Origin of the sequence: Alkalihalophilus pseudofirmus (assembly GCF_029094545.1) — a bacterium.
GTDB lineage: Bacteria > Bacillota > Bacilli > Bacillales > Bacillaceae_D > Alkalihalophilus > Alkalihalophilus pseudofirmus.
In genome coordinates, this window is the sequence record NZ_CP117835.1 from 4,062,285 (window position 1) to 4,081,481 (window position 19,197).

At 40.6% G+C, this 19,197-nt stretch carries 20 protein-coding genes; 1 reads left to right on the top strand and 19 read right to left on the bottom strand.

Annotated elements, in window-relative coordinates; genetic code table 11:
- Positions 1-178 precede the first annotated feature (178 nt).
- The 7 genes from rpsR to PQ478_RS21150 all read right to left on the bottom strand — a co-directional run bounded on the left by rpsR (position 179) and on the right by PQ478_RS21150 (position 6,345).
- Positions 179-412, bottom strand: coding sequence for a 30S ribosomal protein S18 (gene rpsR, locus PQ478_RS21120; RefSeq protein WP_012960901.1), 234 nt, complete (start codon positions 410-412; stop codon positions 179-181).
- Positions 413-484: 72 nt separating this feature from the next.
- Positions 485-976: a single-stranded DNA-binding protein gene (gene ssb / locus PQ478_RS21125; RefSeq protein WP_289235492.1), complete on the bottom strand. Its 492-nt coding sequence runs from the start codon at positions 974-976 to the stop codon at positions 485-487.
- 26 nt (positions 977-1,002) lie between these two features.
- Positions 1,003-1,290, bottom strand: a complete 288-nt coding sequence (gene rpsF / locus PQ478_RS21130) for a 30S ribosomal protein S6 (protein ID WP_012960903.1) — start codon at positions 1,288-1,290, stop codon at positions 1,003-1,005.
- A 448-nt stretch (positions 1,291-1,738) separates the two neighbouring features.
- On the bottom strand, positions 1,739-3,199 hold the full coding sequence (locus PQ478_RS21135; RefSeq protein WP_289235493.1) for an IS1182 family transposase: 1,461 nt from the start codon (positions 3,197-3,199) through the stop codon (positions 1,739-1,741).
- Between the two features lie 574 nt (positions 3,200-3,773).
- Positions 3,774-4,874 carry a redox-regulated ATPase YchF gene (gene ychF / locus PQ478_RS21140; protein ID WP_289235494.1) on the bottom strand — a complete coding sequence of 367 codons (1,101 nt, stop codon included), beginning with the start codon at positions 4,872-4,874 and terminating at the stop codon, positions 3,774-3,776.
- Positions 4,875-5,027: 153 nt separating this feature from the next.
- On the bottom strand, positions 5,028-5,228 hold the full coding sequence (locus PQ478_RS21145; RefSeq protein ID WP_012960905.1) for a DUF951 domain-containing protein: 201 nt from the start codon (positions 5,226-5,228) through the stop codon (positions 5,028-5,030).
- A 94-nt stretch (positions 5,229-5,322) separates the two neighbouring features.
- Positions 5,323-6,345, bottom strand: coding sequence for a YkvI family membrane protein (locus PQ478_RS21150; RefSeq protein WP_022629602.1), 1,023 nt, complete (start codon positions 6,343-6,345; stop codon positions 5,323-5,325).
- 152 nt (positions 6,346-6,497) lie between these two features.
- Here PQ478_RS21150 and yyaC point away from each other — a divergent pair, with 152 nt between their 5' ends.
- Positions 6,498-7,145: a spore protease YyaC gene (gene yyaC, locus PQ478_RS21155; RefSeq protein WP_289235495.1), complete on the top strand. Its 648-nt coding sequence runs from the start codon at positions 6,498-6,500 to the stop codon at positions 7,143-7,145.
- 40 nt (positions 7,146-7,185) lie between these two features.
- Here yyaC and PQ478_RS21160 read toward each other — a convergent pair whose 3' ends face one another.
- From PQ478_RS21160 to rpmH, 12 genes are all read right to left on the bottom strand, one after another.
- Entirely contained in the window at positions 7,186-7,887 is a 702-nt protein-coding gene (locus tag PQ478_RS21160) for a DUF554 domain-containing protein (RefSeq protein ID WP_289235496.1), read from the bottom strand.
- Positions 7,888-7,911: 24 nt separating this feature from the next.
- Positions 7,912-9,060, bottom strand: coding sequence for an aminotransferase class V-fold PLP-dependent enzyme (locus PQ478_RS21165; RefSeq protein ID WP_289235497.1), 1,149 nt, complete (start codon positions 9,058-9,060; stop codon positions 7,912-7,914).
- 100 nt (positions 9,061-9,160) lie between these two features.
- On the bottom strand, positions 9,161-10,012 hold the full coding sequence (locus tag PQ478_RS21170) for a ParB/RepB/Spo0J family partition protein (protein ID WP_012960910.1): 852 nt from the start codon (positions 10,010-10,012) through the stop codon (positions 9,161-9,163).
- Entirely contained in the window at positions 10,005-10,766 is a 762-nt protein-coding gene (locus PQ478_RS21175) for a ParA family protein (RefSeq protein WP_012960911.1), read from the bottom strand. Before PQ478_RS21175 ends, PQ478_RS21170 begins: the two co-directional genes overlap by 8 nt.
- Before the next feature lie 299 nt (positions 10,767-11,065).
- Positions 11,066-11,905: a nucleoid occlusion protein gene (noc, locus tag PQ478_RS21180; protein WP_012960912.1), complete on the bottom strand. Its 840-nt coding sequence runs from the start codon at positions 11,903-11,905 to the stop codon at positions 11,066-11,068.
- 178 nt (positions 11,906-12,083) lie between these two features.
- Entirely contained in the window at positions 12,084-12,797 is a 714-nt protein-coding gene (rsmG, locus tag PQ478_RS21185; RefSeq protein WP_289235498.1) for a 16S rRNA (guanine(527)-N(7))-methyltransferase RsmG, read from the bottom strand.
- 18 nt (positions 12,798-12,815) lie between these two features.
- Positions 12,816-14,702, bottom strand: coding sequence for a tRNA uridine-5-carboxymethylaminomethyl(34) synthesis enzyme MnmG (gene mnmG, locus PQ478_RS21190; RefSeq protein ID WP_289235499.1), 1,887 nt, complete (start codon positions 14,700-14,702; stop codon positions 12,816-12,818).
- 19 nt (positions 14,703-14,721) lie between these two features.
- Entirely contained in the window at positions 14,722-16,092 is a 1,371-nt protein-coding gene (gene mnmE, locus PQ478_RS21195) for a tRNA uridine-5-carboxymethylaminomethyl(34) synthesis GTPase MnmE (protein ID WP_289237018.1), read from the bottom strand.
- A 187-nt stretch (positions 16,093-16,279) separates the two neighbouring features.
- Complete coding sequence (gene jag / locus PQ478_RS21200; protein ID WP_022629611.1) at positions 16,280-16,909, bottom strand: RNA-binding cell elongation regulator Jag/EloR; 630 nt, start codon at positions 16,907-16,909, stop codon at positions 16,280-16,282.
- Positions 16,906-17,673 carry a YidC family membrane integrase SpoIIIJ gene (gene spoIIIJ / locus PQ478_RS21205; protein WP_022629612.1) on the bottom strand — a complete coding sequence of 256 codons (768 nt, stop codon included), beginning with the start codon at positions 17,671-17,673 and terminating at the stop codon, positions 16,906-16,908. Before spoIIIJ ends, jag begins: the two co-directional genes overlap by 4 nt.
- Before the next feature lie 101 nt (positions 17,674-17,774).
- Positions 17,775-18,137, bottom strand: a complete 363-nt coding sequence (gene rnpA, locus PQ478_RS21210) for a ribonuclease P protein component (RefSeq protein WP_075681597.1) — start codon at positions 18,135-18,137, stop codon at positions 17,775-17,777.
- Between the two features lie 108 nt (positions 18,138-18,245).
- Complete coding sequence (gene rpmH / locus PQ478_RS21215; protein ID WP_012960919.1) at positions 18,246-18,383, bottom strand: 50S ribosomal protein L34; 138 nt, start codon at positions 18,381-18,383, stop codon at positions 18,246-18,248.
- Positions 18,384-19,197 lie beyond the last annotated feature (814 nt).

Consider the following 19,197-nt stretch of genomic DNA (forward strand, 5'->3'; position numbering starts at 1 on the left):
ATTAAAGCTCTCAGCCAAACACTATCCTCTAATCTCTTATTCATCATCTTAATCGATCAGAAGAAAATTATGCATAGACTAAGTGATAAAAGCAAAGAAACAGCAGCACAGACATTGAGTATGCGCCTAAAACAAAAAGCATGGTAGAAGCTCTACCATGCTTTTATAAATTATGCTATTAGTTAACATCATTTACATACGGCAATAAAGCGATTTGACGAGCACGCTTGATTGCTGTTGTAAGTTGACGTTGATACTTAGCAGACGTTCCAGTTACACGGCGAGGAAGAATTTTTCCACGCTCAGAGATGAAACGCTTTAGAAGATCTGTATCTTTGTAATCGATTTTCGTAATTTTGTTTACAGTGAAGAAACAAACCTTACGACGCTTTGGACGACCACGACGAGCCATTAGACAGCACTCCTTTCAATAGAAATGTTTTATAATTCATGCTTCTTTTTCGTTAAATAAGCAGAAGAGGCATTAGAATGGTAAATCGTCATCCGAGATGTCAATTGGTTTGCCATCATTAGCAAAAGGATCATCGTTAAATCCGCCAGATTGACGATCTGGTTGTTGATTCTGCCTGCTATAATCGTTTCCACCAGTTGGTGCTCCGCCTCCTGCATACGCATTTCCTTGTCCTTGACTTGCTCCTCTTGGTTCTAGGAATTGCACACTTTCCGCTACAACTTCTGTAATAAAGACACGACGGCCTTCATTGTTGTCATAGCTTCTAGTTTGGATTCGGCCGTCTACACCAGTCAGGCTGCCTTTTTTAAGGTAATTAGCCACATTCTCAGCAGGTTTACGCCAAACAACACAATTGATGAAGTCTGCTTCGCGCTCTCCTTGCTGGTTTGAAAATGTACGGTTTACCGCGAGCGTAAAGTTCGCTACTGCTACTCCACTCGGCGTATAACGCAGCTCTGGATCTTTCGTTAAACGTCCAACTAGTATGACACGGTTTAGCATCCGTACCCCTCCCACTTTTTCATTAATTATTCTTCGTCTTTAGTGATTAGGACACGAATAACGTTGTCGTTAATCTTGATAAGACGGTTAAATTCTGCAATCGCTTCTGAGTTAGCTTGTACACTTAAAAGCACGTAGAAACCTTCACGATAATCGTTGATTTCGTATGCTAAACGACGCTTACCCATCTCTTCAACCTTTTCAACTTCAGCACCATTTGATGTAAGAACACCATTAAAGCGTTCGATAATCTCTTTGTTTGCTGACTCTTCTAGGTTTGGAGCGATGATGTACATAATTTCGTACTTACGCATTCCGGTCACCTCCTTTTGGTCTAACGGCTCCATTTAAGGAGCAAGGAGCAAAACTCATCTAATGAGTCATTTCACTCGCATTAGTAGATTATATCAGAATGAAAGATAGGGTGCAAGCATCATCTTGGTAGAAAAAAGAGTTTTAACAAATGAGAAATGCTTATGCACCGCTCCTGAACGATACTTCGCTTTTCATTTAACAGTTGGTCCTCTTCAATAGTCTCCGTCTAACATATTTGTTGATTTTCGCTGCAGGCAATCGCTTTCCGCGGGCGGTCCGGGAGCCTCCTCATCGCTACGCTCTTGTGGAGTCTCCCCTGGCCACGCACATGAGGCCACTGATAAACCCATGGTTTTTTTAGTGGCCTGAGGAAATGATCAAAAAAATAAAAAATAAGGGCAGTTTCTTCTCCGGCCGTGGAGAAGAAACTGCCCTTTCTCTTGATTATTACGACTCTTTTTGGTTCTTGAGTCTCAATATTCTTTTTAAATTGACGGCGAATATGGTGGTGGCCGCTTGTATTTGCATACCAAATAGACCCGAGTAATTCGCTTTTTTATACCCGTGCCGGTTTTTTAATTCGCTGTTCTTCGCTTCTATTTTATACCGAGACTTTGATAGTTCTTTGAATCTCTCTGTTTCTTGAAACGCTTCTTGCTCGGTGTGTTCAGTTGATTTAACTGTTACGTAGTACGACTTTGTTTTAGCCCCTTCTTTGTAACATCCCTCTTTCAGAGGGCAAACCTTACATTTTTCTACGTCGAAGAAATAACGGTATCTAGGATTTTTATTGTGCTTGGTACAGCCATCATATTTCTTTTGAATGGCTAGGTGTCCTGCCTTACACATATATGTACCAGCATCTTTATTAAACTCAAACTCATCATTCTTACGTGATCCATTAGTAACTAGAGGGTGAAGTTTTGAGACAAGCTCCATTTTGTGTTCGTTTGTGAAACGGATATTTTCTCTTTCGGAGTAAGCTGTATCAGCGATAATGGTATCTACGTTTACACCTGCATTTTTTGTTTTGTCCACGAGTTCTCTTAGGTATTTCCCGTCATTTTTTTCACCTGATGTAATGACCGCAGCGGTAATAATTCGTTCTTCATTTGTCATGGCAAGGTGAGATTTATATCCAAAGAAAGAAGTGTCTTGAGATTTAAATCCTGTTCGTGCGTCAGGGTCCTCCGATTGAATCATGTTTTCTTCATAATCCTCGACAACTTCTTTTAAGACATTAAGCCTTTCTTTCACAGCGGGTACTTCGACACTTTTTGAGCTTTCTACAGTAGAGATGACCTGTCGGCAGTACTCTAATTCCTCTTGAAGGTCATTAGATGTAGGTTTGTCAGGGAACTTCCCTTGCATCGACTCATCTACACGATAGACTGCTTTCCGAACATTTTTAGACTTTTCTTGTAGAAATTCTTTCGGTGATTTTTTATTAAAACAAGCTCTCGTATGAGTCGCATCAAGGATAATAGTGGGGTCTTTAAGGATATTATGTTCTATAGCGATCTCAACGCTCTTCCCAACCAGCATATCTAATAAACCCTCATCTGGAAGACGGAGTTTACGGAATTTCGTTAGGGAACTGGGGTCAATGACACCAGCTTCTGGAGCCAAGTCTAAAAAGAATTTAAATGACATGTCGTACTTGGAGCGTTCCACTACATCAACATCTGACAAATCAAAAATAGTCTTTAATAAAAGGTATTTAAACATGCGGATCGGAGAGATCGCATTACGACCATTCGTCAAACAATACTTGTCTTGGAGTTCGTCCATAATGAAAGAAAAATCCACGAGTTCATTCATTTGACGAAGCATATTGTCTTTAGGTACCACGAGATCATAGAGTCCCATATATGGGCTAAGAGGGATCGAGTCTTGTCCTTTAATCATTTCAACATCACCTATACCGTTATTAGTACCTTAATTATATAGGAAAAAGAGAGTGGTTGGCCGAATAAATTCGGCCAACCACTCTCTAAAAAACAAAAGAACTTTTTCAGTGGCCTCCACGCACATCCCGCAGGAGTCGATTACCTTCCGCCCCAATCAACGGAGGAAGGATGTTATATAGTGCACCCTCATCGAACTTGTTCGTTGCTCAGTGATTTAGTAAACGAAGGACGGTTCAGAATTTGAACTGAGCCTAACTAAATCGCTCCACATAATCATCACAAAATCCAATAACCCAGCAGATGAACTATACGTAGACTCCTGCGGTGCCTAGAGCAGGGCTGAGATCCCAACAGGGCCAATGCCCGAGGAAGCTCAGCAGCTCATCGCGGAAAGCGAAGTATCGTTCAGAAGCGACGACTATGCTATAACCCATGTTTGAAGCACTTTATGTTAGGTAACTTTTGAGAGAAAACTAAATTATCCGCTAGGCTATTACATAATGTAATAACCTAGCGGATGAACTATTCAGGAGCGGTTATAACCACTGCATCTTATTCGTATCTATTGTTCATTAAACATTAAAGCGGAAGTGTACTACGTCTCCGTCTTGTACTACATACTCTTTTCCTTCTAGACGAACTTTTCCGCGCTCTTTGGCTACTGCCATTGAACCGGCATCAACTAAGTCATCATAAGATACAACCTCTGCACGGATAAATCCACGTTCAAAGTCTGTGTGGATGATTCCTGCTGCTTGAGGTGCTTTTGTTCCTTTGCGGTATGTCCATGCACGTACTTCTTGGACACCTGCAGTGAAATAAGTTTCAAGGCCAAGCAAGTTATACGCTGCACGAATTAACTGGTCTAAACCTGATTCTTCAATGCCTAGCTCTTCAAGGAACATTTGCTTTTCATCGCCCTCAAGCTCAGCAATTTCAGACTCAATTTTCGCGCAAACTACGATCACTTCACTGTTTTCACCAGCTGCAAATTCCTTTACTTGCTTCACGTAATCATTGTCTTCAGGAGAAAGAAGATCTTCTTCACTAACGTTAGCAACATATAGTACCGGCTTACTTGTCAGAAGGTGCAGCTGCTTAACGATCTTCTCTTGTTCTTCTGTAAATTCAATGCTTCTAGCTGGCTTTTCTTCTTCAAATGCATCACGAAGAAGCTCTAATACTTCAAGCTCAGCAACTGCTTCTTTATCCCTTGTTTTAGCTAACTTTGCCACACGGCCGATTCGCTTTTCAACTGATTCAAAATCAGCTAAGATCAGCTCTAAGTTAATCACTTGAATATCATTAAGCGGATTTACGCTGCCTGATACGTGAGTAATATTGTCATCAGCAAAGCAACGAACAACATGAGAAATAGCGTCAACTTGGCGAATATGAGATAAAAACTTGTTTCCTAGTCCTTCGCCTTTACTAGCTCCTTCTACGATCCCTGCAATATCTGTGAATTCAAATGCAGTAGGTACTGTCTTTTTAGGATCCACAAGTTCTGTTAACGTTTGTAATCTATGATCAGGCACTTCTACAATCCCTACATTCGGGTCAATTGTACAGAATGGGTAGTTTGCAGATTCTGCACCTGCTTGTGTAATTGCATTAAAAAGTGTTGATTTCCCTACGTTTGGTAATCCAACAATCCCAGTTGTTAATGCCATAACGGCTCACTTCCTTTATTTATCAAATTCACATAGTTATCAAATATACACCCTATGTGATCATACTCTCTTAATATCCCTACCAATTATAGATACAGACCCACAAAAAAACAAGGTTATGATCATGAATCACTACCTTGTTCTGAGAATTATTTATGAATTTGGCGCCTTCTCTAAAATCCGTTTCAATTTTTTTGTAAACTCTTTTCTTGGAAGCATGACACTATGCTGACACCCTAAGCATTTAATTCTAACATCCATTCCCATGCGTATGATCTTCCAGCGATTCTCTCCGCACGGATGCTGCTTCTTCATTTCTACGACATCCCCGAGTGCAAATTCTTTATCTGTCATCCTAGGCCCTCCTATCCAAGCTATCCATTTTGTTGCTTAGTATTATACACCAAAACGACCTTAGACGGGACAAGTAAACCAAACTAGGAAGCAACTATTTCACACTGGCTGAATGGTTTAAAATCGGATAAAGCAAGATGCTTGCAAACACATATAGATTCAACACGCCATATAGAGGATACAAAATTGCAATTAAGGTTGAAAAACCAAATGTTGTAAGAGGCGCCATTAACGAAATGAGGAATAAGGCAATCAGCCACGCCTTCCCCTTTATATATCCTCGTAAGCGAGAGATGAGACCGAAAACCCCTGCTGCTGCTGTCGTATAAATAGCCATCCACAATAAGCCTGACATCACAATGACCATAAAATAAGGATAGTGCTTTAAAATAGCAAATAAAGGAATCTCGTAAAGCATAATATCACCAGCTACTTGAAGCAGTGATTCGTTGTATAAAAAGGAAATCCCTCCAAGAATAAGCCCGCTCCCTAAACTCGCTACCCAAATTTCACCCTTATGGCGAATTTCACCTCCTACGGCTGCAAGTACAGCTACAAGAGGAAGAATATTTAAAGATGTAAAAGTTAACGCGGCCGGCCAATTATGCTGCTCATCTAATCGAAAAGAGATCGGAAACCCTTTTAACGTCTGAAAAGCAACCAACACACCAAGTAAGCAGACGATTAAAACAGGAATAATGACTGCATTCATTGACGTCATTCCTTTTGTATCCCATACAAAAAGCAGTACGACACAGCCTCCGATAAAAACAATTCCTAACCAATATGGAAGATGAAGCACCTCAAGAGTAGCACCGCCCCCAGCAAGCATTATTACTGTTGTCGAGAAAAGGTAAAGAACGATCATAAAATCATATAGTTTAGTAAGCCTCTTCCCCATCAGTACATGTAAGATCGGTAAATAATGTTTAGACCGTTTTTGATAGCTGATCCCCATAATGATCGCTGTACAAATCGTAAATAAGAGTGCAAATAAAAAGATGGCTAGTCCGCTTTCGGCCCCAAAAAACTCCCATAACTCGCGACCAGAAGCATACCCAGCCCCAATCATCGTACCTATAATTAAAAACATCCATTTAAACCCGCCTGACCACATCCCGCACCCTCCTCTCCTTCATTGCGTGAAACCTATGAATGACCTCCATATAGGTATTTTTCTAAATTTTCACAATCTATTTTCACAACTATACGTATAGAAAGGAAAAAATATCCGTATACTGCTACTACTATGGCAAAGGAGCCGATGTTATGAGTACAAACCATCGCCTTTTCGGAAAAAGTTTGACCCCTATTCGAGTACACATGGATGAAGATGATGCCAAATCAACACTCATACACAATCTCTTCACTCATACAAATGAGCTCACCCGCCGCGAACTTGTTATTGTTTGTATCGGAACAGACCGCTCAACTGGAGATTCATTAGGTCCATTAATTGGTACTAAATTATCGGAGAAAAAGCTGCAGCGTTTTCATGTGTATGGAACGCTTGAGAAGCCAGTTCATGCCGTTAACTTGGCTGACCGCTTGAAGGAAATCGAACAATCGCATTACCGGCCTTACATTTTAGCCATTGATGCTTGCTTAGGGCGAGTGAACAGTATTGGAAAGATCTCACTTGCCAATGGCCCTGTTCAGCCAGGGGCTGCCGTTAACAAACAATTGCCGGCTGTTGGTGATATCCATATCACCGGAATCGTCAATATCGGCGGGATGATGGAGTATTTTGTGTTACAGAACACTAGATTGTTTACCGTTATGAGAATGGCTGATACGATCTCTGATGTCATATACTCTGTAGATCAACAACTGCCGCACCGAACAAAGCCAACGTCTTTACTCGAAAACTTAAAGCCTAATATTTTTCTCAAAACAAAAAAAGAGACACCTTTTTAAACGGAGCTTCCGTCTAAAGGTGTCTCTTTTTGATCTCCTATTAAATTAAATAAATGCCCGTAACTAATACTGCAACCACAAGGATACTTGGCAGTAAATTAGCCACCCTTATCTGCAAAACTCCTAAAATATTCAACCCGATAGCAACAATCATCACTCCGCCTGTAGCTGTCATTTCTACAATAAACATATCCATCAGCTCACTAGGAACATAAGCATTAATTTGAGTTGCTAAAATTGCTATCCCGCCTTGATACAGCACGACAGGTATGGCTGAGAAAATAACTCCTATACCTAAGGTGGAAGTGAAGATAATGGCTGAAAATCCATCAAGCATCGCTTTTGTATAAAGAACCGAATGATCTCCGCGAAGTCCGCTGTCAAGTGCACCGAGTACAGCCATCGCCCCTACTACATAAATAAGAGTTGTCGTGACAAATGCCTTTGCTACCGACCCCTCTTCTTTTGAGCCGAGCTTCCTTTCGATAAAAGCACCCACCTGATTTAATCGCTTTTCTAAATCTAATTTCTCACCAATTAATCCGCCAATGACTAAACTTCCGATAACGACTAAAAACTGTTCGCTCTTAAGTCCCATGTCAATCCCTAACACGACAACTGCCAAAGCGATTGCTTGCATGACAGTCGTTTTCACTCGCTCTGGTATCCCTCTCACTAACAATCCAATACAAGCTGCCACTATGATGGCAAGTCCATTTACAAGCGTCCCAGTCAACACCATCTCTACACTCTCTCCTACTCTTCTCTAAAATGCTTGCTCTATCTCTATTAATGCCTCTACTAATTGTTTGACTTCGTCTTCTGTATTATAAGGGCCAAAACTTACACGAACGAGCCCTGTATCAACGGTTTCAAGTGAATGATGAGTCATTGGTGCACAATGAAGGCCTGCTCGTACGGCCATTCCGTAATGCTCATCTAAAATAAATGCCAGCTCATGACTTTCCACCTCTTTTAACCGGAAGGAACAAACGGCTAATCGTTGATGTAAATGAGCAGGACCGAAAACTTCTGCTGTTTCTAGCTTCCTAAGCCCTTCTAAGAACAATGCTAAAAGATTTTGCTCGTGTTGATAGACCTCATCAATTCCTCGCTTTTTAACATCTTTTAAAGCGGCGAGTAATCCTGCAATCCCCGGTGTATTCAATGTCCCTGCCTCATAACGATCCGGCCACTCAGACGGCTGAGTACTGCTCTCTGAGTAACTCCCAGTGCCTCCGTGCATAAGGGGCAGAAGCTGATAATCATGCTTAGAAATGAGGACCCCTGTCCCTTGGGGTCCTAATAAACTTTTGTGGCCTGCAAATGCCAACAGGTCAATTCCGTCTCTTTCCATATCAATGGACAAGGTTCCTGCTGTTTGTGAGGCATCGACAATAAGGATGGCACCAACCTCTTCGGCAATCTGCTTCACCTCTTTTAAAGGAACAATAGCGCCCGTCACATTAGAAGCATGTGAAACAATAATTGCTTTCGTACGCTCTCCTGCAGCCTCTCTCATCTCATCGATTGAAATGATGCCATCTTCATCCGGTTGGATATACGTAACCGAAATGCCTCTTAGCTTAGCAGCCTGATGCAGGGGCCTTAAGACAGAATTATGTTCAAAGGCTGTTGTTACAATATGATCCCCTTCTTCAAAAGGAAACCCGCTTATCGCCTGATTCAATGCCATCGTTGCGTTCTGATAAAACCAAACATGCTTGCCATTAGGTGCATTAAAAAAGGCAGCTAATTCGTTTCTTGCTTCCTGAATCACTCGGCCTGCTCTTTCAGCGAGCTGGTGTCCGCCCCTTCCAGGATTAGCCGCATATTCATTCACCGCTTCTATCATCGCTTCCCCTACAGCTTTTGGCTTAGGATAAGACGATGCGGCGTGATCAAAATAAATCATAAAGACTCTCCTTTTTGCTTAATCCTGATATCTGCTAGAAAAAGAAGCCATCATAATTGATGACTTCTCCATTTATTCATGTTCTTAGTCATTTTAACACTTAAGATTTCTCAGATTTCAGCAAAGCTAAAATTCTTTCTAAATCATCTTCTGAAAAATAATCGATCTCAATTTTACCTTTATTTTTACCCGGCTTAATAGACACCGATGTACCAAAACGAGAACGCAGCGTATCCTGATATTCTTTTAGCTGCGGAGTAAGCTGAATTTTCTTACGAGACGTTTCACGTGAAACACGGTCATTCATCTTGTTAACTAACTCTTCAACCTCGCGAACACTTAAACTCTCATTGATGATCGTTTCAACTAATACTGCGAGTTTTTGTTTGTCTTTCACACCAAGTAGAGCTCTTCCATGCCCCATTGATAACGTACCCTCTGAGATAAACTCCTGCACCGGCTTAGGCAGCTGCAGCAAACGGATATGGTTCGCTATATGCGGGCGGCTCATACCAAGACGAGATGCCAGCTGCTCTTGTGTGTATCCAAGATGCTCCATCAGCTTTTCATAGGCCATCGCTTCCTCAATCGGATTCAGATCTTCACGTTGAAGATTTTCGATTAAAGCAAGCTCCATCATTTTTTGTTCATCTAATTCACGTACAACAACAGGAACCGCTTTAAGACCGGCTTTTTGAGCCGCTCTGAATCTTCTTTCTCCTACCACAATTTCATAGCCTTTAATGCTTTTCCTTGCAATAATTGGCTGTAATATTCCATGACTTTGAATAGATTCGGCCAGCTCGTCAATCGCTTTTTCTGAAAAAAGCTTTCGTGGTTGATATGGATTCGGTCTTATTTCATTGATAGCAATTTCTTGGACTGAATCTGGAGCTGATTCATTATGTTCTGGAAAAAAGGCTTTTAAGCCCTTGCCTAATCCTTTAGCCACTAGACACCACTTCCTTTGCTAGATCTACATATACTTGTGCACCCCGAGATTTGGCATCATAAATAATAATCGGTTGACCATGACTCGGCGCTTCTCCTAAACGCACATTACGAGGGATGATGGTATCAAATACTTTTTCACGAAAGTATTTTTTCACCTCTTCAATGACTTGAATACCGAGGTTCGTCCTAGCATCAAGCATTGTTAATAAAACCCCTTCAATAGCTAACTCTGTATTTAAATGCTTTTGTACAAGTCGTACAGTATTTAGAAGCTGACTTAATCCTTCGAGGGCATAGTACTCACATTGAACCGGAATCAATACACTGTCAGAAGCAGTCAAAGCATTAATCGTTAATAAACCTAGCGAGGGAGGACAATCAATAAAGATATAATCGTAATTCTTCGATACAGTCTGCAGCGCTCTTTTTAAACGAACTTCCCGTGAAATCGTCGGTACAAGCTCTATTTCAGCTCCAGAAAGTTGAATGGTAGACGGCAGGACATCAAGGTTTTCTACCGATGTTTTTTTGATAACGCTAACCGCCTCAACATCCTCGACCAAAATGTCATATACACATTCATCTACATCGCCTTTTTCAACACCTACTCCGCTTGTAGCATTTCCTTGAGGATCGATATCAACTAATAGAACTCTTTTTCCAATATAAGCTAAACAAGCACTCAAATTAACAGCCGTTGTCGTTTTTCCAACTCCGCCTTTTTGATTTGCTACAGCAATGACTTTGGCCATGCTGTCACCCACTTTCCGTTCACCTTACTGTTGTATGTGAAACAACTATTATCTTAATAAATCATGTATGTACACTATCATCATTACCGTACATGTTTGAATGAATTGTTTGTAATAATCGTTAAAAATTGATAAGTTCCACTTCATTTTAACACAGTTCACATGAAAAAATTTAGAAAGTTGTGTGAGTTCAAAATTTCTTTTCTGACTTATACTGTTTCTCTAAAAGTGCCGTTTCATCTCTCGCTAGATATGTTTAATCAACTAATAATAAAAATAATCTACCGATTGTCGATAGATTATTTTTTAGGTATACGAATCGTAAATTGATAGAATTCTTCATTCTCTTCTTCATCGGCATCCACCTGCAAACCACTCTTTAAAACCATATCAACTGATTGTCGAATGGTATTCATAGCGATTCGCATATCTTTTGGATATGATTTCCGCGTTGCTTTTTTCTTAGGTTCAGGCTGCCCTTCAAGAAGCACTCGAACTCTTTCTTCCGTTTGTTTCACATTTAAATGCTTCTCGACAATTTCTTCAAGAAGCTGGACTTGTAGTTCTTCATTTTTTAAAGCAAGCAAGGCTCTTGCATGTCGTTCTGATATATGACGTTCTAAAATAGCATGCTGGACTATTTCAGGCAGGTGAAGCAGACGTAATTTATTCGCGACAGTCGATTGACCTTTGCCTAATCTTTGCGCCAAGCTTTCCTGTGTTAGTCCATGAAGTTCAATTAATTTTGCATACGCAATAGCTTCTTCAATCGAAGTTAATCCTTCGCGCTGCAAGTTCTCGATCAAGGCAATTGATGCTGTTTGAGAATCGTTAAATTCCTTTACTAAAGCAGGGATCTTCTCCCAACCAAGCTTTGTCACAGCACGCCATCGTCTTTCCCCTGCAATTAACTCATACTTCCCATCGCGTTCACGTACAACAATTGGCTGAATGACACCATGGGTACGGATGGTCTGAGCGAGTTCTTCAATCCGTTCCTCATCAAATACTGTCCGCGGCTGAAAACGATTAGGAACAATATCTGCAATTGCAATTTGCTGTACTTCTTCATTCCCGCTCACTTCAACCTCTTCATGCTTATCACTAAAGCCAAATAGGCGTGAAAACGGTTGCTTCATCGCCTGACACCACCTTCTGATAATAACCGTCTTGCTATATTCGATAAAGACTGCCAATTTCCTTCTTTTTATTCCTAGTTCTTTTATATCCTGCTTTCTCCTATACCGTCAAGTAAAACCTTGTGTCACGCTTATAAAAGGAAGGTCATGTTTCACGTGAAACATGACCTATAAAGATCTACAACGGCTGCTTATTTGGAGTCCCCGGCTTTCTAGGATACTTTTTCTTTGTCGCTTTTTGCTTTTCAATAATCATAATATGACGTTCGCTCTCTTCAATTGGCAGCTTAAACGTATGATCATCCTTCACTTTAGCCCCTAGTTGGATAAGCGCATTTTTAGCATCTGTAAGCTCTCCTTCAGCTCCAGCACCTTTCATTGCAATAAACTCCCCGCCAACTTTTACGAGCGGCAAGCATAGCTCAGCTAACACAGACATTCTAGCTACTGCACGAGCGGTTACAATATCATATTGTTCACGATGTGCTGGATTTTGTCCGAAGGTTTCAGCACGATCGTGATAAAAGGCTACTCCATCTAACTCGAGTTCACTTGCTAAATGCTCTAAAAACCCGATACGTTTTTTAAGAGAATCAACAATGCTCACATGTATTTCTGGGTATAAAATTTTAAGAGGGATGCTTGGAAAACCAGCCCCAGCGCCAACATCAATGATCTTTTGTCCTGCTTCAAATGAATAGAAAAAACTTGCTGAAATTGAATCATAAAAATGCTTAATATATACATCTTCCTCGCTTGTTAAGGCAGTTAGATTCATTTTTTCATTCCACTCAACAAGAATCTTAAAATAACGCTCAAATTGTTGAAGCTGCTTTTCACTCAAGTCAATTCCGCGTTCTTTTACTAATGATACAAATACATCTTTACTCATCTAATAGCCTCCAAGCCTTTACTTTACCTTTGCTAATCTCCCTTGTTCTAAATAAACAAGCAAAATTGAAATATCCGCTGGATTTACACCGGATACACGCGATGCTTGTCCGACTGATAATGGGCGTACTTCACTCAATTTTTGTTTCGCTTCCGTGGCAAGCCCATTAATCGCATGGTAATCAAGATCTTCAGGAATCTTCTTGCTTTCCATTTTCTTAGAACGATCGACTTGTTGGAGCTGCTTTTCAATATACCCTTCATATTTCACTTGGATTTCTACTTGTTCGCCTACGTCATCACTAATTTCAGATTCAGGTGCCTCAATTAATTTAGACACATGTGCGTACGTTAATTCAGGACGTTTTAAGAGCATAGCAGCACTCACAGCTTCTTTTAAAGGAGTGGCTCCTGCTTCTTGAAGTACAGCAGCTACTTCATCAGACGGCTTAATAATAATCTTTTCAAGACGCTTTTTCTCAGCTGCAATTTCTGCTTTCTTCAGTTCAAAACGGTTAAAGCGATCCTCACTGATCAGACCCATTTCATAGCCTTTTTCCGTTAAGCGCAAGTCTGCGTTGTCGTGACGAAGAAGTAAACGATACTCAGCACGAGAGGTTAAAAGGCGGTATGGTTCATTTGTTCCTTTGGTCACCAAGTCATCAATCAGCACACCGATATAAGCTTCGGAGCGGTCTAAAATAAGACATTCTTCTCCTTTAGCTTTACGTGCTGCATTAATACCAGCCATAATTCCTTGGCCCGCGGCTTCTTCATAACCTGATGTACCATTGATCTGCCCTGCAGTGAATAAACCAGGCACTTTCTTTGTTTCAAGAGTTGGCCATAATTGAGTAGGCACAATCGAATCATACTCAATCGCATAACCTGGTCTCATCATACGAACTTGTTCGAGTCCAGGAATAGATTTTAAGATCTTAAGTTGAACATCTTCAGGCAAGCTTGTTGATAACCCTTGAACGTATACCTCAGTCGTATTACGGCCTTCTGGCTCTAAGAAGATTTGATGACGCGGCTTATCATTAAAACGAACGATCTTATCTTCAATAGAAGGACAATAACGTGGACCTGTTCCTTCAATCATCCCTGAATACATAGGAGAACGTGATAGGTTGTTGTTAATAATTTGATGCGTCTCTTCACCTGTGTAAGTTAACCAGCAAGGCAGCTGATCTGTAATATATTTCGTCGTTTCATATGAGAATGCACGAGGTGTATCATCCCCTGGCTGAATTTCTGTTTTATCATAATCAATGGTATTCCCGTTTACACGCGGAGGTGTCCCTGTTTTAAAGCGAACCATATCAAAGCCTAGTTCTTGCAAGTGATAGGACAGCTGCACAGATGGCTGCATGTTATTTGGTCCGCTTTCATATGCCAGTTCCCCTAGAATAATTTTTCCACGCAAGTACGTTCCAGTTGTAATAACAACAGATTTACTGCGGTACTCTGCTCCTGTATTGGTAATAACCCCTCTGCACTCACCATCTTCAATAATGAGACGTTCAACCATCCCTTGACGAAGCAAAAGGTTCTCTTGTTCTTCAATCGTCTTTTTCATTTCATGCTGATAAAGAAATTTATCTGCTTGAGCACGCAGCGCACGTACGGCAGGACCTTTCCCTGTATTCAACATTCTCATTTGAATATGCGTTTTATCAATATTACGGCCCATCTCACCGCCTAATGCATCAATTTCACGAACAACGATCCCTTTTGCCGGACCTCCGACTGAAGGGTTGCACGGCATAAAGGCAACTGCATCTAAATTCAACGTTAACATTAACGTATTAGCACCCATCCGAGCCGATGCAAGTCCCGCTTCGACACCAGCATGTCCTGCACCAACGACGATAACATCGAAATCTCCACCGTTATAACTCATAATAAAACCTCCTTATTATTTATTTTCCTAAACAGAACTGTGAAAACAGCTGATCAATTAAACTTTCATGTACACTATCACCAATAATTTCTCCTAAAAGCTCCCACGTTCTAGTAATATCAATCTGCACTAAGTCAATCGGCACACCCATGTCAATCGCTGACTTCGCATCTTGAATAGTGGATTTTGCCTGTTCTAATAATGCGATATGTCTAGAGTTTGATACATATGTTGCATCACCGCTCTCAAGATCTCCTTCAAAGAACAGTGAAGCAATTGCATTCTCAAGTTCATCGACTCCTTCATCTTTTATAAGAGAAGTAGTGACAACCGGACGGCCCTCTGCAAGTTCCCTTACACGATTCAAGTCAATTTTCTGTTCAACATCTGTCTTATTCACAATTACAATAACATTTAAATGTTTGACTGCTTCAAACAACGCCTCGTCTTCACTAGACAATTCCTCGCCGTAATTTAATACGAGCAAGATCAATTCCGCTTCTTTTAATACCTGTCTAGATCGTTCGACACCAATTCGTTCAACCATATCCTCTGTTTCACGAATTCCTGCCGTATCTACCAAACGCAGCGGGACTCCTCGTACATTGACGTATTCTTCAATCACATCTCGAGTTGTACCTGCAATATCTGTGACAATCGCCTTTTCTTCATGAACCAAGCTATTCAATAATGAAGATTTTCCCACGTTAGGACGGCCTACGATAACAGTAGACAGACCTTCCCTTAAAATCTTTCCTTGATTCGCCGTCCCAAGAAGCTTGTCAATTTCACGTTCGACGAAATTCGCTTTTTCTATTAATAAGTCATGTGTTACGACTTCTGCATCATATTCCGGGTAATCAATATTCACTTCCACTGAAGCAACCGTTTCAAGCAAGGCTTGGCGCAGGATAGCTATTTTCTTCGACAAACGTCCTTCAACTTGGCCGAGTGCGACATTCATTGCTTTATCCGTTTTTGCTCGGATTAAGTCCATCACTCCTTCTGCTTGAGAAAGGTCAATTCGTCCATTTAAAAAGGCTCTCTTTGTAAATTCACCGGGTTCAGCTAATCTTGCACCATGCTTTAATGCAAGCTTCAGCACTTTATTTACAGATACCAGTCCGCCATGACAATTAATTTCTACAACATCTTCCCTTGTAAATGTGCGAGGAGCACGCATAATTGAGACCATCGCTTCTTCAACTCTTGTCTCACCGTCCATAATATAGCCGTACACGATCGTATGAGAAGCAGCCTCAGAAAGCGGCTTTGCTCCTTTATAGATCTTATCAGCAATTGCCACGGCCTCATCACCGCTCAAGCGAACAATCCCGATCGCCCCCTCGCCAAGAGCCGTAGAAATCGCAGCTATTGTATCAAATTCCATCATCCTTCACCTCACAGTCTTTCCTTTTCTTTCTATTGTTAACATCTATGATATGGTTACATACAACATTAAAAAAGTAACTCCTAAATGTTTAGAATAGCACACGCCTACTTGAAAAGCTATGTCATATGCTCTCGTTATTTTCAGAGAAAAAGGATGACTCAAAAAGAGCCATCCTGATTAATCCTTATTTCGCTCGGACAACAATATGACGATCCCGTCCTTGCCCTTTTGAATAGGTTTCAACACCTGAAACAGACTGCAGTGTTGAATGAATAATTTTTCGTTCCTTAGCACTCATTGGTTCAAGTGAAACAGGTTTATTTATTGCTTTTGCTTTTTCAGCCACGCGATGAGCAAGCTGCATTAGAGCTTCTTTGCGCCGCTCTCTGTAATTTTCAGCATCAACCTCAACAGCAACAAATCCTGCCTCTTTATGGCGGTTAGCAACAAGATTGGTGAGGTAATCAAGCGCCTCAAGCGTTTGCCCCCTCTTCCCAATTAAACGGCCTGCTTCATTCGAACTTTTTATATCAAAGCGAACTTGTTTATCGCCTTGATCAATGTCCTCTTGAACAATCGTTGCAGGAACACCCATTAATGTAACGGTCGATTCGAGAAATGAATAAGCTTCCATGATCGGATCAGGCTTGATGTGAGCTTCAATTGTTGCGGGTCTTGATCCAAATCCAAGAAAACCTTTTTTCGGTTCAGAGACTACTTGATAAGAAAGACGTGCTTCCGTTGTTTCAAGTTCCAACAATGCTTTTTGAACAGCTTCTTCAATCGTATTACCTGATACAGTCACATGGGTCACTTTTTCTTCCCTCCTGCTGCAGCTTCTTCTGTTTTGTTCTTTCCAACGTTTGGACCTGTAATGAAATACGTTTGAGTAATCATAACAAGGTTACCTACTACCCAGTAAAGCGTAAGAGCTGCCGGGAAGAACATAGCAAAGACAAAAATCATAACTGGCATTACATATAGAAGAATTTTCATCTGCGGATTGTCTGTGACCATCATCATCTTCTGTTGGATGAATGTTGTGATCCCTGCCACAATCGGCAAAACAAATGGATCTGGTGCACCAAGTTCGAACCATAAGAAAGAATAGTTACCAATGACATCAGTACGCATAATCGCATGATAAAACGCAAGTAAAATCGGCATTTGTACAAATAACGGCAAACACCCAGCTAACGGGTTTACACCGCGTTCTTGGAACATCGCCATCATTTCTTGCTGAAGTTTTTGCTGCGTTTTTTGATCCTTCGCACTATACTTCTCACGTAGTTTTTGCATTTCAGGCTGGATCGCCTGCATTGCTTTTGCACTCTTCGTCTGCTTAATCATAAGCGGAAGAATTAAAAGACGTAATAAAATGGTTACGACAATAATAGAAAGTCCGTAACTATTTAAGGCTTCTCCAAAATAAATAATGAGCCATGATAGAGGGTAAACAAAGTAAGAGTTCCAAAACCCTTCACTGTCTCTTGTAATCGGCTGATCAATGTCAAAACACCCAGTCATAACAAAGAGCAGACCAATTATCATTGTTATTAGGCCAAACTTCTTGAGCACGAGCTCTCCTCCTTGTCCATCTTCGTTCTATTTATATGAACGCACGAATCAATCAGAACTCTACCTTAGAATGATAAGTACTTACTAATAGAAAGTTCTAATCATTTATGTGACGTATGATCAACTTTTTTTAAAAGACGAGCTTTTTTCATCACATGCTTAAGACTTGATTCCACTTGGTGAAAATCCATCTCACTAACTGGATGTCTTGCAATAATGACAAAATCATAGCCGCCTGGAAGCTCATCTTGGTATGTTTGGAACACCGTTCTTACATAACGCTTAATCCGATTACGCACAACAGCATTCCCTACCTTTTTGCTGACCGACAACCCAATTCGAAAACTAGCTTGTCCCTCTTTTTTTAAGGAATACAGAACAAATTGCCGATTGGCAACGGACTGCCCTTTTTTAAATACGGACGAGAAATCTTCATTTTTCTTGATCCGTTGCTCCTTTTTCATGTACGTACACCTCAAGCATCCAAGATATTATCTGAACTTAATCATTCAACATTCTACTCATAACTTCCTTCTTTTAAAAGTAGAAAAAGACCACTGACATTCAGTGGCCTATGCAGATAATACTTTTCTTCCTTTACGACGACGACGAGCTAATACATTACGGCCGTTTTTAGTACTCATACGCGTACGGAAACCGTGTACTTTTTTACGTTTACGATTATTCGGTTGGAAAGTTGGTTTTTTCATTTATTACACCTCCCTGAGGATACTCTTCTAAAGACATTCTTGTAAATTATAAGAAACATCGGGTGCAGTTGTCAAGGACAAGTTTTACACTCTCCTTCATTCTCTACTTTAACGGCCCATTAACCGATCGTTGACCACAAGCAGCCGCTCCCATTCTTCTCTCATTTCATTCCAAGATTTATTTCATCATCATTTATTCCACAGAAGCCTTTTTGAAATAGATCCTAATTGAGATCAAACTAATTGAGCTCGATCAAACATCAGCTTCTTTGCTATGTGATTTGGATACGTGCCTTTTTGGAAAAGTGCTCTTTTATTTTTTCACCTCTACAACTATACACGATTCTTCTACACTTAGACAACCTTTCATGTGGATAACTGTTTTTCGACATCTTTCGAACTATCCTCAAGTTTATCGACACCTTATTCACATATCTTGTGTTGTGGACAACTTCTGAACACAAGATCCTGTGCTATGTGGATAAATACAAGAAAGCGTTGCGGTACAACACTTTTTTTGCTATGATTAATATGTTTTCACTCGTGGATAGCTATTTATCCTATTTATTTTGTCCACAACCTGTGGGTAAACTTGTGGACAGGTTTTCACAAGGGCTTAATATCTTTTCCACAGGAATGAGCATTCTGTTAAAAAGTTATTTTCCTACTATATTATATCACCCTCCACATTCAGGGTGTGTATGGATATTTATTCACTTACTTTCACACGTTGTACAAATGTTTTACAACGGCTTTTTCTGATGAAGGAAAACAGATATTATTTATGATTCGGGTTTAAAAGGAGGGTACGTCG

Excerpts from the sequence above, each read along its gene's own strand:
- rpsR (WP_012960901.1), bottom strand. The coding sequence starts at position 412 with ATGGCTCGTCGTGGTCGTCCAAAGCGTCGTAAGGTTTGTTTCTTCACT.
- ssb (WP_289235492.1), bottom strand. The coding sequence starts at position 976 with ATGCTAAACCGTGTCATACTAGTTGGACGTTTAACGAAAGATCCAGAG.
- rpsF (WP_012960903.1), bottom strand. The coding sequence starts at position 1,290 with ATGCGTAAGTACGAAATTATGTACATCATCGCTCCAAACCTAGAAGAG.
- PQ478_RS21135 (WP_289235493.1), bottom strand. The coding sequence starts at position 3,199 with ATGATTAAAGGACAAGACTCGATCCCTCTTAGCCCATATATGGGACTC.
- ychF (WP_289235494.1), bottom strand. The coding sequence starts at position 4,874 with ATGGCATTAACAACTGGGATTGTTGGATTACCAAACGTAGGGAAATCA.
- PQ478_RS21145 (WP_012960905.1), bottom strand. The coding sequence starts at position 5,228 with ATGACAGATAAAGAATTTGCACTCGGGGATGTCGTAGAAATGAAGAAG.
- PQ478_RS21150 (WP_022629602.1), bottom strand. The coding sequence starts at position 6,345 with ATGTGGTCAGGCGGGTTTAAATGGATGTTTTTAATTATAGGTACGATG.
- yyaC (WP_289235495.1), top strand. The coding sequence starts at position 6,498 with ATGAGTACAAACCATCGCCTTTTCGGAAAAAGTTTGACCCCTATTCGA.
- PQ478_RS21160 (WP_289235496.1), bottom strand. The coding sequence starts at position 7,887 with ATGGTGTTGACTGGGACGCTTGTAAATGGACTTGCCATCATAGTGGCA.
- PQ478_RS21165 (WP_289235497.1), bottom strand. The coding sequence starts at position 9,060 with ATGATTTATTTTGATCACGCCGCATCGTCTTATCCTAAGCCAAAAGCT.
- PQ478_RS21175 (WP_012960911.1), bottom strand. The coding sequence starts at position 10,766 with ATGGCCAAAGTCATTGCTGTAGCAAATCAAAAAGGCGGAGTTGGAAAA.
- noc (WP_012960912.1), bottom strand. The coding sequence starts at position 11,905 with ATGAAGCAACCGTTTTCACGCCTATTTGGCTTTAGTGATAAGCATGAA.
- rsmG (WP_289235498.1), bottom strand. The coding sequence starts at position 12,797 with ATGAGTAAAGATGTATTTGTATCATTAGTAAAAGAACGCGGAATTGAC.
- mnmG (WP_289235499.1), bottom strand. The coding sequence starts at position 14,702 with ATGAGTTATAACGGTGGAGATTTCGATGTTATCGTCGTTGGTGCAGGA.
- mnmE (WP_289237018.1), bottom strand. The coding sequence starts at position 16,092 with ATGGAATTTGATACAATAGCTGCGATTTCTACGGCTCTTGGCGAGGGG.
- rnpA (WP_075681597.1), bottom strand. The coding sequence starts at position 18,137 with ATGAAAAAGGAGCAACGGATCAAGAAAAATGAAGATTTCTCGTCCGTA.
- rpmH (WP_012960919.1), bottom strand. The coding sequence starts at position 18,383 with ATGAAAAAACCAACTTTCCAACCGAATAATCGTAAACGTAAAAAAGTA.